The organism is Ruegeria sp. HKCCA4633 (assembly GCF_013034605.1).
Lineage (GTDB): Bacteria > Pseudomonadota > Alphaproteobacteria > Rhodobacterales > Rhodobacteraceae > Ruegeria.
The window spans coordinates 973,305-986,431 of the sequence record NZ_WQGJ01000001.1 but is presented as its reverse complement, the minus strand read 5'-3'; the positions used below and the strand labels follow the sequence as shown (position 1 = coordinate 986,431).

The following is a 13,127-nucleotide window of genomic DNA, read 5'->3' as shown; positions in this document are numbered from 1 at the left end:
GAACGTTATCGCAAGAAAACTTCGCCCTTCATCGTTTCTGCGACGGGCGCGCCCATGCGATGCAGGATCGTGGGGGCCAACTGCAATTGGTCGATTATAGTATCTGCGTCGGGGCCGTCCGCGTTGCCGAAGTAATACAGCGCCGTTTCCTGCTGCAGCGGTCCTCGCCCACCGTGATGACCGCGTTCATCCTGACCGTGATCAGCGGTCACGATAACTTCGTAGCCCAGTTGCCGCCAACGGGGAATGAAGGGCGCCAGCATCTCGTCCGCGACAAAGCATGCGTGGTCCATTTCCTCGCAATCGTGGAAGAACCGGTGACCCATGCTGTCCAACGTGCAGGCGTGCAGGATGCCATAATCCAGCCCGAAGCGCAGGCAGAGATTCGTGAGGGTTCCGTACAGATCGACATCGGACGGTGTCATCTGATTGTCTTTGCCATAGCCGGTCATGGTGTGGAAACGACCGTGGTTGATGGTCTGGCTTTCGGGTTCGTCATATTCGATGTCACGGACATAGTCGAAGGGGTGGCGGTTGAAAAACTGCGACCAATAGCTGTGGGTGACCGCTCCGGTTACACCGCCGCCTTCGCGGACCTGGCTGAACACATCCTTGTGGCTCAGCCGAAAAACATTGCCGTTGCCGGTGCAGCCATGTTCCTGCGGTGTCACACCTGTATGGATCGATGCATAGCAGCTGGCCGAAGTAGAGGGCAGCACTGCGCGCAGCTTCCAAACCCGCGCGTCGCCGCTGTCGACCCAGCCTTCCAGATTGCCAAACAGGCGGCGAAAATTACGGTAGGGGACGCCGTCCAGAATGATGAGCAGAAGTTTGCGGTCCATGCCCGAGCCTTTCAGTAATTTCTTCAGCCGAGCCTAGGAGATTCGCGGCTCAAAACACGACTGTTCACGCCCCAATAGCAAAATCCCGACACCTGTCATTGGACAAAGCGCCGGGATTTTCAGATTTCATGGAACTGTCACAAGCGTGGATCAGTTCCCCGCGCTCTCCATCTTGCGATGGGCGACAACCTCTTCCAGCCAGCCCAGATGCATTTCGGGCACGGAACTGAGCAAAAGGTCGGTATAGTCGTCGAATGGCGGGCTGAGCACCTGCGATTTTGGACCGTACCGCACAACTCGTCCCTGATACATCACCGCAATACTGTCGCTGATTGCACGGACAGTTGCCAGATCGTGGGTGATGAACAGATAGGCCACATTCTCGATCTTCTGCAGGTCTAGAAGCAGCTTGAGAATACCATCCGCCACAAGTGGGTCGAGCGCCGATGTCACCTCATCACAGATGATCATCTTGGGTTTCGCAGCCAGGGATCGCGCGATGCAAACACGCTGTTTCTGACCACCAGACAGCTCGGCCGGATATCGGTCGATGAACTTTTCGCCCAGTTCGATTTCATCCAGCAATTCGATGATCCGCTTGCGCTTTTCCGCTCCGCGCATGTTGAAGTAGAACTCCAGCGGGCGGCCAATGATTGTACCAACCGTCTGACGCGGGTTCATCGCTACGTCGGCCATCTGATAGATCATCTGCAATTCGCGCAGGTCTTCGCGGGTTCGGCCTTTGAGGTCCGACGAGAGCTTGCGCCCGGCAAAGGTAATCTCTCCTTCGCGCGGTGGCAGCAGGCCAGTGATCACGCGCGCCAGCGTGGACTTGCCCGAGCCAGACTCGCCGACAACAGCCAATGTCTGCCCCGGATGAAGCTCGACATTGACGTTGTGCAACACGTCGAAATTCAGGCCCTTATAACGCGCAGTGATCCCATCAACGCTGAGCACGGGGTCCGCCGTTGGCTGTTTCTCTTCATGCTCGATCGAGCGTACCGAGACCAAAGCTTGCGTATACTCTTCCTGCGGATTGTTGATGATCTGATCCGTGTTCCCGTATTCAACGGTATTGCCCATTTTCAGGACCATGATGTCGTCGCTCACTTGCGCCACAACCGCAAGGTCGTGGGTGATATACAGCGCGGCAACACCAGTGTCGGCAATGGCCTCTTTAATCGCCATCAACACGTCGATCTGGGTGGTCACGTCCAGCGCGGTGGTTGGTTCGTCGAACACCACCAGATCAGGTTCGGGACACAGCGCCAGCGCCGTCATGCAGCGCTGCAACTGACCCCCAGAGACCTGGTGCGGGTAACGATCGCCGATATTGTCCGGATCGGGCAGACCCAGCTTGGCGAACAGCTCACGCGCGCGACTTTCGGCTTCTTTGCGGCTGAACTTTTTCTGTTCAACCGCAGCCTCGACCACCTGATCCATGATTTTTTTGGCAGGGTTAAAGGACGCAGCAGCGGACTGAGACACGTAAGTCACCTCGCCCCCGCGCAGCTTGCGAATATCCCGATGTGAAGTTTTTAGAATATCGCGCCCGTTGACCCAAACCTCTCCGCCTGTGATCTTCACGCCACCCCGGCCATAGGCCATGGACGCTAGACCGATCGTGGATTTACCGGCCCCGGATTCACCGATCAGACCGAGCACCTTACCAGGTGCCAGGTCGAAGCTGACCCCATGGACAATCTCAATGTCATGGGGTTTTTCACCCGGTGGGTAGACGGTTGCGCCGATTTTGAGGTCGCGGACCTTGAGAAGTGGATCACTCATCCCCGGCCTCCTTTCAGTGATGTGGTTCGGTTCAAGACCCAGTCGGCCACAAGGTTGACCGAAATCGCCAGCGTCGCGATGGCAACGGCGGGCAACAAGGCGGCGGGAATGCCATACACGATGCCTTCCTTGTTCTCCTTCACGATGCCACCCCAGTCAGCCTCGGGCGGTTGTACACCAAGACCCAGGAAGGACAGGGTTGAGACGAAAAGTACGGCAAAGATGAAACGCAAGCCCATCTCGGCAACCAGCGGTGAAAGCGCGTTGGGCAGGATTTCCCGGAAGATGATCCAACCGTTTTTCTCGCCCCGAAGACGGGCGGCTTCGACATAATCCATGACTGTAATGTCGACAGCGACAGCACGGGCCAGACGATAGACCCGCGTCGAGTCCAACAAGCCCATAACGACGATCAAAATCGGAACTGTCACAGGCATCACCGACAGTACCACAAGGGCAAAGATCAAGGTCGGTATCGACATGATCAGATCGACAAAGCGCGACAGCACCTGGTCGACCCAGCCCCCCATCACAGCCGCAAAGAAGCCCAGGACCGAGCCGGTCACGAAGGACAGGATGGTCGCAGCCGTTGCGATGAAGATTGTCGTGCGACCGCCATAGATCATGCGGCTAAGCAGATCGCGACCGATATTGTCGGTGCCCAGCCAGAAGTTTGACTCGGTGAAACCTGCGGGAGCGATCCCAAGCATGATCTCGATCTTTGAGGGTTCCCATACATCGCCGACCACTTGGGCCATGCCGTAGGGGGCGATGAGCGGCGCGAACAGCGCCATGAGAAAGTAGAGGGCCGTCAGGAACAACCCGATCAGTGCGGAAATAGGGATGTTCTTCATTTCGGGTGCCTCAGACGCGGGTTGGCCAGGATCGAGACGATGTCCGCGACCATATTGAGGCCGATGTAGACGGCCGCGAAGATCAGACCACAGGCCTGCACCACCGGAACATCACGTTTCGCAACATGATCGACCAGGTATTGGCCCATTCCAGGGTAGACAAAGACCACCTCGATCACCACGACACCGACCACAAGATAGGCCAGATTCAGCATCACGACGTTTACGATCGGGGCGATGGCGTTCGGGAAGGCATGGCGTGCAATCACCTGAAACCCGGTCAGGCCTTTAAGCTCGGCGGTTTCGATATAAGCCGATTGCATGACGTTCAAAATCGCCGCACGGGTCATACGCATCATATGCGCCAAAACCACGAGCGTCAGAACCATTACGGGCAGGGCGATAGCCTGAAGCTTTTGCAAAAGGCTCATATGGTCACCAATCATTGCGACCGATGGGAACCAGCCCAGTTTTACCGCGATGAAATACATAAGCAGGTAGCCGATCAGGAATTCCGGGATCGAGATTGAGGCCAGTGTCACTGCCGAAATCAGCTTGTCAGGCCACCGGTCCTTATAGCGTACGGCAATCAGGCCCAACATGATGGCCAGAGGCACCGAAATGATCGCAGCCCAGAAGGCCAGAAAAAGGGTGTTCGACATCCGCTGTCCGATGCTTTCAGCAATGTCACGGCCGTTGGTCAAAGCGGTCCCCAGATCGCCTTGCAGGGCCCCAAACAGCCAGTCGAAATAGCGGGTGAGCGGCGGATCATTCAGCCCGAGCTCTTCACGAAGGTTGGCCAGCGACTCCGGCGTAGCGGATTGCCCCAGGATCGATTGTGCCACATCGCCGGGCAAAATCATTGTCCCTGCAAAAATCAGTGCTGACGCCGCGATAAGGAGAAGGGTACTCAGCGCAAGGCGCTGAGCAACCAGTATTATGATGGGATGCATTGACCTGGAACCTTAGGCTTTCCAGGTGAATTTCGACGCGTACCAATACATCATGGCGCCGTTCGGGTCAGGAACATATCCTTGGACTTCGTTGCTGACTGCGTCAATGAAGTCGTTGAACATTGGCAGGATCAGGCCGCCTTCGTCACGCACCATCATGCCCATTTTCGAGTAGATTTCCTTGCGCTTCGCGTCATCCAGTTCGCTGCGTGCCGCCAGCAGCATTTCGTCAAACTCGGGGCGCTTGAAGCGTGTGTCGTTCCAGTCAGCAGTTGACAGATACGCGGTCGCGTACATCTGATCCTGAACCGGGCGCCCGCTCCAGTACGACGCGCAGAATGGTTGCACATTCCAGACTTCGGACCAGTACCCGTCATTTGGTTCGCGTTTGACCTCCAAAGGAATCCCCGCAGCCTGTGCCGTTTGCTGGAACAATGCGGCTGCGTCCACGGCACCGGGGAAGGCTCCATCGGCCGTGCGAAGGATGATCGGTGAGCCGTCATGCCCGGATTTCTTGTAATGCTCAGCAGCTTTTGCTGGGTCGTACTCACGCTGCGGAATACTATCGTCAAACAGCGGATAGGCAGCGTTGATTGGCATGTCGTTGCCGATACCGCCATACCCGCGCAGGATTTTATCAACCATTTCCTCGCGGTTGATGGCATATTTCAATGCCAACCTCAGTTCGTTTGCATCAAATGGTGCAGTATCCACATGCATGATGAACACGTAGTGGCCCCGCCCCGAGACATTCTGAACCGACAGATTTGGCGCCCGGTCCAGCAGTTGGGCAATCTTGGGCTCAACCCGGTTGATGATGTCTACCTGACCTGACTGAAGTGCGGCGGTCCGGGCTGTTGCATCGTTCAGCGTGATTACTTCGACACTGTCGTAATGGGCAAAAGCGTCGCCGCCCCAGTAATTCGGATTGCGGACAAACTGCATACGCACGCCTGGCTCGTCGCTCTCCAGAACATAAGGTCCGGTGCCGACGGCCGAGTTCGGATCATCAAAGCCACCGTCTGGCTGGATTTTCAAGTGATAGTCGGCAAGCAAGTAGGGTAGATCGGCATTGCCGATTTCCATTGTGACTTCAAAGGTGTCCCCGTCGACCCGCATCGATTCAATGCCCTGCACGATACCTAGTGCACCAGACTGAGAATCTTCATTTGTGTGGCGCTCCATCGTGCGCATGATGTCTTCTGGGGTGACTGTTTTACCATTGGAGAATTCGATACCCTGTCGGACTTTGAAGCGCCAAGTCTTTGCATCCGCAGACCCTTCCCAGCTTTCGGCAACCAACCCTTCAAGTTCGCCCTTGCCATTTACTTCGACCAGCGTCTCGCCCCACTGCTGGCCACCAGCAATCGGAACATCGGACGACCACAACGCCGGATCCTGCGTATTTGTGCTTTCGCCCCCTTGAACGCCCATTTTGAAGGTTCCACCCTTCACTGGACCCGCCGCACGAGCGGCGTCGGCAAACATAGTGCTGGCCATGGCAGCCGAAACACCCAATGCAGCTGCTTTCCCCATGAATTCGCGGCGGGTCATTTTCCCTGCTGTGACCTGACCGGCCATATGTGTGATTTGTTCGTTCATTTAATCTTCTCCCTATTGAGTGGTATTAGCCCTTTTCGGACTTTTTATTGACGCTTGAGTCAACGTTGGCTTATTTCTGCTAGTCGGGCAAGGATATTTCGTGCCGATATCAAAAACGATCGTCTGCACATGGACGACACGAAGGGATGTCACGAACGCAGTGTCCGTGATCTGTCTAAAAGAAAACTGGCAATTTTTGATATTTCCAGACGCTTGTGGATCACAATGTGGGCAAGGCGTCTAATTACCCTCGTATTGCGACGACCAGATCCATGACGTTGGTCCCGGTTGGTCCGGTCGTCAGCAACGCGTCAACTTTGTCCAGAAACGATCCACTGTCAGCATTTTGAAGATAGGTTTCGGCCCCATCGGCCCAGGTGGTGCCGCAAACGATTCCTCCGGCTTCCTTTGTCGGGCCGTCGGTTCCATCCGTGCCGCCAACAACAATTGCCAGGCCAGACTGCCCCGAGATTTCTTTGGCCAAAGCAAGCGCCAGTGCCTGATTACGACCCCCACGACCGGGTTTTTCCGGCAGGACTACAGTTGGTTCACCGCCAAAGATCATAACGCCTTTGTCCATGCCGCGCAGCATTGGCCCCAGTTTCGCGGCGACTTGCAAATAGTCGTCATGCAGGGCCTCTTCATTTGCAAAAACCGCAAGGCCCGCCACATCCGCAGCCGTGGCCGCCGCATTCCGCGCATGGGCATTGGAAGCCACGATCTGCGTGGTGGCGGTAAAGGTGTAGTTGTCCGGCAACGCGCCGATGCCCGAGCCAATGATATTCAGATCATCCCCTGGCACATCGGAAATCGCCAGCACAGTGGCACGCGCGCCTTTGAAATGAGACAGCAATCCGCCGCCTTTGATACGAGACAGCTTGCGCCGCTCGGCGTTCATGGCGCGGATGTCCAAACCTTCCGACAGCAGCTTGCGATTCAACGCCTCAAGATCACCCAAAGATGTTCCTGGCAACAGATCCTCGGCCAATGAGGATGCCCCGCCCGAAACCAGCAACAGGACATGTGACCCGGGGTGCATCTGCTCCATCGCCAAGCGCAGCGCCCGCCCACCGGCAAGGCTGCGGTCGTCTGGCACCGGGTGCGAAGCTTCGATTACCTCGACCGCGTCTGGCAGGTCGCGGCCGTGATCGTCCTTGGTCACGACAAGCGTGGGGACCGAGCCAAATTGCGCCAGCGCTGCACGCGCCATCGCAGCCGCGGGTTTGCCGACGGCCAGTATCCGGTCCGGTTTGGGAACACCAGGCAGTGCGGCTTTGGTGGCGGTATTTCCGTCAACCGCATCAACCCCGGCCTGCCAAAAATCTACCGCTTGTTTTGATATGTCCATCAGTTCTCGATCCAGATCGTGACAGGGCCGTCATTCACAAGTTCAACCGCCATGTCAGCCCCAAACTGTCCGGTTTCCACCGCAACGCCCTGTGCGCCAAGGTGAGCTGCAAATTCCTTGTACAGGTGCTCGCCCTGATCCGGTGGTGCTGCGTTTGAAAACCCTGGCCGGTTGCCGCTTGTTGTATCGGCGGCCAGCGTGAACTGGCTGATCACCAACGCTGATCCGCCAACATCCAGCAACGAGCGGTTCATTTTACCCGAGTCATCCTTGAAGATACGCAGTTTCGCGGCTTTTTCTGCAAGCTTTCTGGCCTGCATCTCATCATCGCCCTGCATTGCGCAAACAAGAATCATGAGGCCCGGCCCTGACGAACCTATGGCTGCGTCATCAACCGACACTTTGGCGTATGACACCCTCTGCAATACTGCGCGCACTCAGGTTACTCCCTTTAGATGACAAAACTGCCTGAGCGACCGTTTAACCGCGCCACTCCACAAAGTCACTTGGCTCGGCGCGATCTGTTCGAAAGTTATTTGCCGGATGATCCGGATCGGCAAAGCCAAACGAAATTGCGCAGAGGATCAGGCGATCCTCAGGGATTTGAAAATACCGATGCAGAAAGGGGCCGTAAGTGGCCAGGGCCGCTTGGGGGATTGTCGCCACACCCAGTGCCTGCGCGGCCAGCGTGAAGGCCGTGACAAAACCACCGCAATCCATCGCGCCATAGGGTCCAAGTTCTGCCGGACTTGATAGGATGGCGCAGTGTGGCGCGCCGAACAGGGAAAAGTTCTGCATCATCTGCTGCGCCGACCCGGCGCGATCCCCGCGTTCCACTCCAACAGCTTCGTAAAGCGCCCAGCCACAGGCGCGGCGGCGGTCTTGGTACACGCCAGAATAAGATGTTGGAAACGGAAGATCGGGAGCGGGCGTTCCGCTGACAGCCTCGTTTTGCATCGCTTCACGGAAAGTATCCGTTTCGTCTGCGCTGGTGATTGCCAACTGCCAGGGTTGCGCATTGCACCAGCTGGGAACGCGAGATGCGCTGGCGACGATCTGCTCGATCTGCGCGCGGGGGACAGGATCAGGCAGAAACGCCCGGCAGGAATGGCGGTCTCTCAGAAGGGTATTCAGTTCAGCAAACGACACAACAGGCTCATCCCTTTGTTTTCCGAACTGAACATGGCCGCGCTTCGTCGGATGCACAAGCCTGTCTGCAGGTCTGCCTATTGCCCGGTGGCCGCCAAATAGCCGACACCCGCAGCCAGCAGCAATCCCAGCACAACAGCGATGGTTATCTTGATGGCTGACCACGGGCGTTCGCCCTGAACCCGCCCGGTTCTGCCATTGACCACAAACCGATACGTCTGGCCGCGGTATTTGTAAGCGGCCATCCAAACCGGCAGCAGGATATGCTTGAACGTGACATCGCGCACGTCTGTATCGACCGCATGAATGCGCTGCCGGTCGCCGCCGATGTCAAAACGAACATCCCGCTCGATCACGCGTGCCATATGCGCGCGCGCTTCGACGTACCCTTCCCGCAGTTCAACGCTGTAGGCTTCAGCCCGGAAGCCTGCGAGGTATTCGGGCTGATAGGGCTCCAGCGCGGGCAGATCCCAGGGTTCCAACGCGTCGGTGTAGCTTTTGGGAAGCGACTTCGATGCCAACACCAGCACGTCGTCAAAAAACCGCGCGACGCGGCCGGACTTGGGGGTCCAGCGTACCTTTGGCACTTGTTGCTGAACCCGCTTGCCGTCTCGCATCACGGTGCGGGTTTCATAATAGACAGTACCGCGTTCGCCGCGATACGAAGACTTGGTGTCGGCATCGAAAGTCCAGTAAGGCACGTAAATGCCCTGCATCTTGCGCCCTTTGCGGGCATATTCCTTCAACCCGTTTGGTGCGAACCATAGTCGCCCCAACCAATCGCCCATCGCCTTGTGGGCTGATCGTTCGTCGAACGCAAAAGGCAATACGCCCTTTGGTTTGATATGCCGGTTGATCCCGGTATCTGTCACGACCGGCGTGGCACAGAACGGGCATTCGGCGGCATGGGTGTTTGGGTCAAACTCTACCTGCGCGGCACAGTTTGGGCACGACAGAACGCGGGTTTCCTCGATCTCGCTGTCCGGCAGGCGGTCAGCGATGGCGGCGTCAAAGTCCAGCTCTCGCAGACTTGCACCGCCCCACGGTCCGGCACTGATCGGCTCGGAATGTCCACAATGATCGCAGGTTAAGGTACCATCACCCGGATTGAACCGGTAGTCCGCGCCGCATTGGTCACAGGGGAAACGATGTTCTGCAATATCAGGAGCAGTGACGTGTGTCATGATTTACCCGGTGGTCACGATGAATATGAAAGAAGACCGTGTTTGTTCACGTCCCGGGCGGCGGCGGAGGCAAGATCGTGAACAACTGCGCCAGTTCCTGCACGTCGCCTGCCTTTTTCCAGCCGTCCTGTCCCGCAGTCCAGACATATGTGTCACGTGTCAGTTCGCCTTCGCTGGCCATGCGCCCCATCTTGGCTTTGGAAAACGGCCCGCTTGTCTGACCATCCACAGCGATATGCCACACATGCTCGACAGGTGGCGGAGGAGGCGGTGCCGCGTGTGCTGCCGCTTGCGGGGCAGCGGGGGCGGGCGATCCCCAAGGGCCGCTCGGCTGGCCCGCTGCCATGTTCGACATCTGATGCGCCATTGCCATCCCCATACCCATGCCAAGACCGGCGCCCATGCCACCGCCTTGACCCGGATTACTGGCCGCGGCCGTCATCGCCTCTGCTGCCGAATATTGAGTGAACTTGCCCAGATCGCCCGCCAAACCCATCGAAGTCCGCTTATCCAGAGCTGCCTCAACCGCCGGGGGCAGCGAGATGTTCTCGATGTAAAACTCCGGCATTTCCAGCCCATAGCTGTCCAAGACTGGTGAAACTTCGGCAGCGATCAGCTTGCCCAGATCGGCGGTGTTTGCGGCCATGTCCAGAACAGGAATGCCTGAGCCCGAGATGACGCGGCTGAACTCCTGTACGATGATATTGCGCACCTGGAAACTGATTTCGTCCATGGTGAATTCGCCATCTGTTCCGACGATTTCCACGAGGAACTTCGCGGGGTCCTTAACACGCACCGTGTAGGTGCCATAGGCGCGGATACGGGTTGGCCCGAACTCGGGATCGCGCAGCATGATGGGGTTCTTGGTGCCCCATTTCAGGTCGTTGAACCGAGTTGTGTTGACGAAATAGATCTCGGACTTGAACGGCGACTGAAAACCGTGATCCCAATGCTGAAGGGTGGTCATGATCGGCATGTTGTTGGTCTCAAGCATATAGAGACCCGGCGTGAATACGTCGGCCAATTGCCCTTCATGCACAAATACTGCTGCCTGACCTTCGCGCACGGTCAGTTTGGCACCGTACTTGATTTCGTGCCCTTCACGCTCAAACCGCCAGACCATCGTGTCACGGGTGTCATCCACCCAATGAATGACATCAATGAATTCTCCGGTCAGAAAATCAAAAATTCCCATTTGGGTTCTCCTGTCCTTGGGGTCAGAGCGGCTGCCCCATCAATTCACGCGCAATAATACGTACGACAGGGCGTGCTTCATCCACGCCCACACCGGGCTGCAATCGCTGGTCATACAGCATCGTCAGCAGTTTCTCGTCATGGCTGGTCAGCAATGCAAACTCATCATCATCGTTAAAAATCGAAGGCCGCGCCGCCGGGCTGTCATTGGACAGGCCAAGCCCCTGGGCGATTTCCTCGTGAATGCAGCTACGGCGCACCAGGTCCGTCAGTTCAGCGCGGATCAATGCAACCGCGCGCACATATTTGTAGGGCGACGCCTTGGTCGCAGACGCAAAGACCAGACAGTCGAAATTGGCGCGTGGGTTGGCGACCAGATCCAGCGAAGCCTGGCTGATATTCGGGATCAATTGCTTCAGGCGGGACGCGACATAGGCGCTGTCGTCCTTGCCTGCGAAAAAGACATGGAAATTGGCGTTTCGCGATACAACCGATATCGGGTGCTGGGTCAATCCGGCCAGACGACCCGCAAACACCCGAACCTGTTCCGCATCCTGTGTTCGTGTTTCGGGCAAAACCGAGGGGCCAAACTCGGTCTGGATACGAACGGGCCCCGACCAACGGCTCAGCTGCCCGTCCGTCTGGCGTGAACCAATCGAAACACTCTGCGTCGGATATTCGCTGTAGAACGCGATTGCTTCGAAATTCCGGGCCAAATCGTCCGCATCATAAGGCGTGTCCGGTCCGCCGCCGTCTGTACGCAACAGCCCCCGAACCAGAAGGTCACGTTCAACGCGCTGGTAAAACCGCGCCAGATCCTGACTGGCTGCCGAGGGTGATACATACGCATTCGCCGCCGTCGGTGCGGGTTCCGGGCGAGGCTGCGGCGCAACAGTAGATGTAAGGGTTTCATCGCAATTGGCCAACGCCAAAACCGAAGTCACACCCAACGCAAGTTTCAGAGAATTGAAGTGCCGCACACCGATCCTGCCTTTAGCCGGGAACTGCAGTGCCGGCATTGTCACCAACACCGTCCTGGCGCGCTTTGGCAGAGGCCAAAGTGTCGCGTAGTTCGGCTTCCATCTTTTGCAGTTCAACTTCGGCCGCAGCGCGTTTGGCCTTGCCTTCATCTGCAATTGCAAGACTTTCGTTGATGGTCCCGATCAGGTCAGCATTGGCCTGCTTGACGGCTTCAATGTCGAACACGCCGCGCTCCATTTCCTCGCGGATCATCTTGTTGGATTCGCGAAGATTCGCCGCGTTCGAGGTCAGCAGTTCGTTTGTCAGATCGTTGGCGTCACGCACGGCGGCGGCAGCTTCGGCGCTGCGCTGGATGGTGACAGCTTGCGCCAGCTGGGTTTCCCACAGAGGAACTGTGTTGACCAGGGTCGAGTTGATCTTGGTCACCAGCGACTTGTCGTTTTCCTGTACCAAACGGATCGATGGCAGCGACTGCATCGTAACCTGGCGGGTCAGTTTCAGATCATGAACACGGCGTTCCAGATCGTCCCGTGCGGCGCGCATGTCGCGCAGCTCTTGCGCTTTCATGACCTGTTGATCTTCGGGCGCGGCCTCTACCTCGGCCTCTTTTTCCGGAATGTCGTGGCTGTCCAGTTCGGTCAGCTTTTCCTCGCCTGCAGCGATGTAAAGCGCCAGTTCGTCGTAGAAGTCCAACGTCTTTTCATACAGCAGATCAAGCGATTTGATGTCTTTCAGCAGGGTATGCTCATGGCCCAGAAGATCGTCGGTGATACGGTCGATCTGGCCCTGAACTTCTTCGTACTGAGCGGTGAATTTGGCAAAAGGCGCGGCCTTGCCCAGCAGTTTTTCCCACCAGCTGCGTTCGCGGCGCACGTCCAGTTCACTGACCGAGAAGCCACGGATCGTGGTGACGATATTGCGCAGGCTGTCTCCGGCGGGGCCCACATCCTTGTTGCGCACATCCGCCAGCATCGCCTGACTGATTTCCTGCAACTCGGCCTGTGCAGATGACCCAAAAGACACGATCGAGTTGGTATTGCCAATGTCGATTTCATCCATCCGCTTGCGGATTTCTGCACTGACGGGTTCGTCGGCGTCTTCCAGCGACACGACCTCGGCCTGCGGTTCAGGCAAGGCAACGGCGGTGACTTCCTGCACCAGAGTTTCAGCCTGAACTGCCTTGTTCTTGATCTCATCGGACATGGGTATGTTCCTCGCTCAGATAATGGCCG

Annotated in this window: 13 protein-coding genes and 1 pseudogene; all 14 read right to left on the bottom strand. The window is 57.2% G+C overall.

Translation table 11 applies throughout. The features are described from left to right. Nucleotides 1-5: 5 nt before the first annotated feature. Nucleotides 6-842 (bottom strand): alkaline phosphatase family protein, encoded by an 837-nt coding sequence (locus GOV85_RS04920; protein WP_171175571.1) that lies wholly within the window; start codon nucleotides 840-842, stop codon nucleotides 6-8. Nucleotides 843-992: 150 nt separating this feature from the next. Next, entirely contained in the window at nucleotides 993-2,630 is a 1,638-nt protein-coding gene (locus GOV85_RS04915) for an ABC transporter ATP-binding protein (RefSeq protein ID WP_171175561.1), read from the bottom strand. Continuing rightward, nucleotides 2,627-3,484: an ABC transporter permease gene (locus GOV85_RS04910; protein ID WP_171175559.1), complete on the bottom strand. Its 858-nt coding sequence runs from the start codon at nucleotides 3,482-3,484 to the stop codon at nucleotides 2,627-2,629. The genes GOV85_RS04915 and GOV85_RS04910 overlap by 4 nt, the downstream gene beginning before the upstream one ends. After that, a complete protein-coding gene (locus tag GOV85_RS04905) occupies nucleotides 3,481-4,107 on the bottom strand; it encodes an ABC transporter permease (RefSeq protein WP_371809995.1) in 627 nt (208 codons plus the stop codon). Before GOV85_RS04905 ends, GOV85_RS04910 begins: the two co-directional genes overlap by 4 nt. After that, complete coding sequence (locus GOV85_RS21745) at nucleotides 4,074-4,175, bottom strand: hypothetical protein (protein WP_371732307.1); 102 nt, start codon at nucleotides 4,173-4,175, stop codon at nucleotides 4,074-4,076. The genes GOV85_RS04905 and GOV85_RS21745 overlap by 34 nt, the downstream gene beginning before the upstream one ends. A 37-nt stretch (nucleotides 4,176-4,212) precedes the next feature. Next, a pseudogene (locus tag GOV85_RS21740) lies at nucleotides 4,213-4,437 on the bottom strand (ABC transporter permease); the annotation flags it as partial. Nucleotides 4,438-4,449: 12 nt separating this feature from the next. Next, nucleotides 4,450-6,039 carry an ABC transporter substrate-binding protein gene (locus tag GOV85_RS04900; protein WP_171175554.1) on the bottom strand — a complete coding sequence of 530 codons (1,590 nt, stop codon included), beginning with the start codon at nucleotides 6,037-6,039 and terminating at the stop codon, nucleotides 4,450-4,452. A 244-nt stretch (nucleotides 6,040-6,283) separates the two neighbouring features. Beyond that, on the bottom strand, nucleotides 6,284-7,387 hold the full coding sequence (locus GOV85_RS04895) for a DUF4147 domain-containing protein (RefSeq protein ID WP_171175553.1): 1,104 nt from the start codon (nucleotides 7,385-7,387) through the stop codon (nucleotides 6,284-6,286). Next, nucleotides 7,387-7,824 carry a D-aminoacyl-tRNA deacylase gene (gene dtd / locus GOV85_RS04890; RefSeq protein WP_171175550.1) on the bottom strand — a complete coding sequence of 146 codons (438 nt, stop codon included), beginning with the start codon at nucleotides 7,822-7,824 and terminating at the stop codon, nucleotides 7,387-7,389. Before dtd ends, GOV85_RS04895 begins: the two co-directional genes overlap by 1 nt. A gap of 43 nt (nucleotides 7,825-7,867) precedes the next feature. Continuing rightward, a complete protein-coding gene (locus tag GOV85_RS04885) occupies nucleotides 7,868-8,536 on the bottom strand; it encodes a nitroreductase (RefSeq protein ID WP_171175548.1) in 669 nt (222 codons plus the stop codon). Between the two features lie 77 nt (nucleotides 8,537-8,613). Continuing rightward, on the bottom strand, nucleotides 8,614-9,720 hold the full coding sequence (locus tag GOV85_RS04880; protein WP_171175546.1) for a TFIIB-type zinc finger domain-containing protein: 1,107 nt from the start codon (nucleotides 9,718-9,720) through the stop codon (nucleotides 8,614-8,616). A gap of 46 nt (nucleotides 9,721-9,766) precedes the next feature. Continuing rightward, the gene (locus GOV85_RS04875) at nucleotides 9,767-10,915 is read right to left on the bottom strand and encodes an SPFH domain-containing protein (protein WP_171175544.1); all 1,149 of its coding nucleotides are present in this window, start codon (nucleotides 10,913-10,915) and stop codon (nucleotides 9,767-9,769) included. 22 nt (nucleotides 10,916-10,937) lie between these two features. Continuing rightward, nucleotides 10,938-11,933 (bottom strand): DUF2927 domain-containing protein, encoded by a 996-nt coding sequence (locus tag GOV85_RS04870; RefSeq protein ID WP_171175542.1) that lies wholly within the window; start codon nucleotides 11,931-11,933, stop codon nucleotides 10,938-10,940. Further along, nucleotides 11,908-13,098, bottom strand: coding sequence for a toxic anion resistance protein (locus tag GOV85_RS04865; protein WP_171175540.1), 1,191 nt, complete (start codon nucleotides 13,096-13,098; stop codon nucleotides 11,908-11,910). Before GOV85_RS04865 ends, GOV85_RS04870 begins: the two co-directional genes overlap by 26 nt. Between the last annotated feature and the right edge of the window lie 29 nt (nucleotides 13,099-13,127).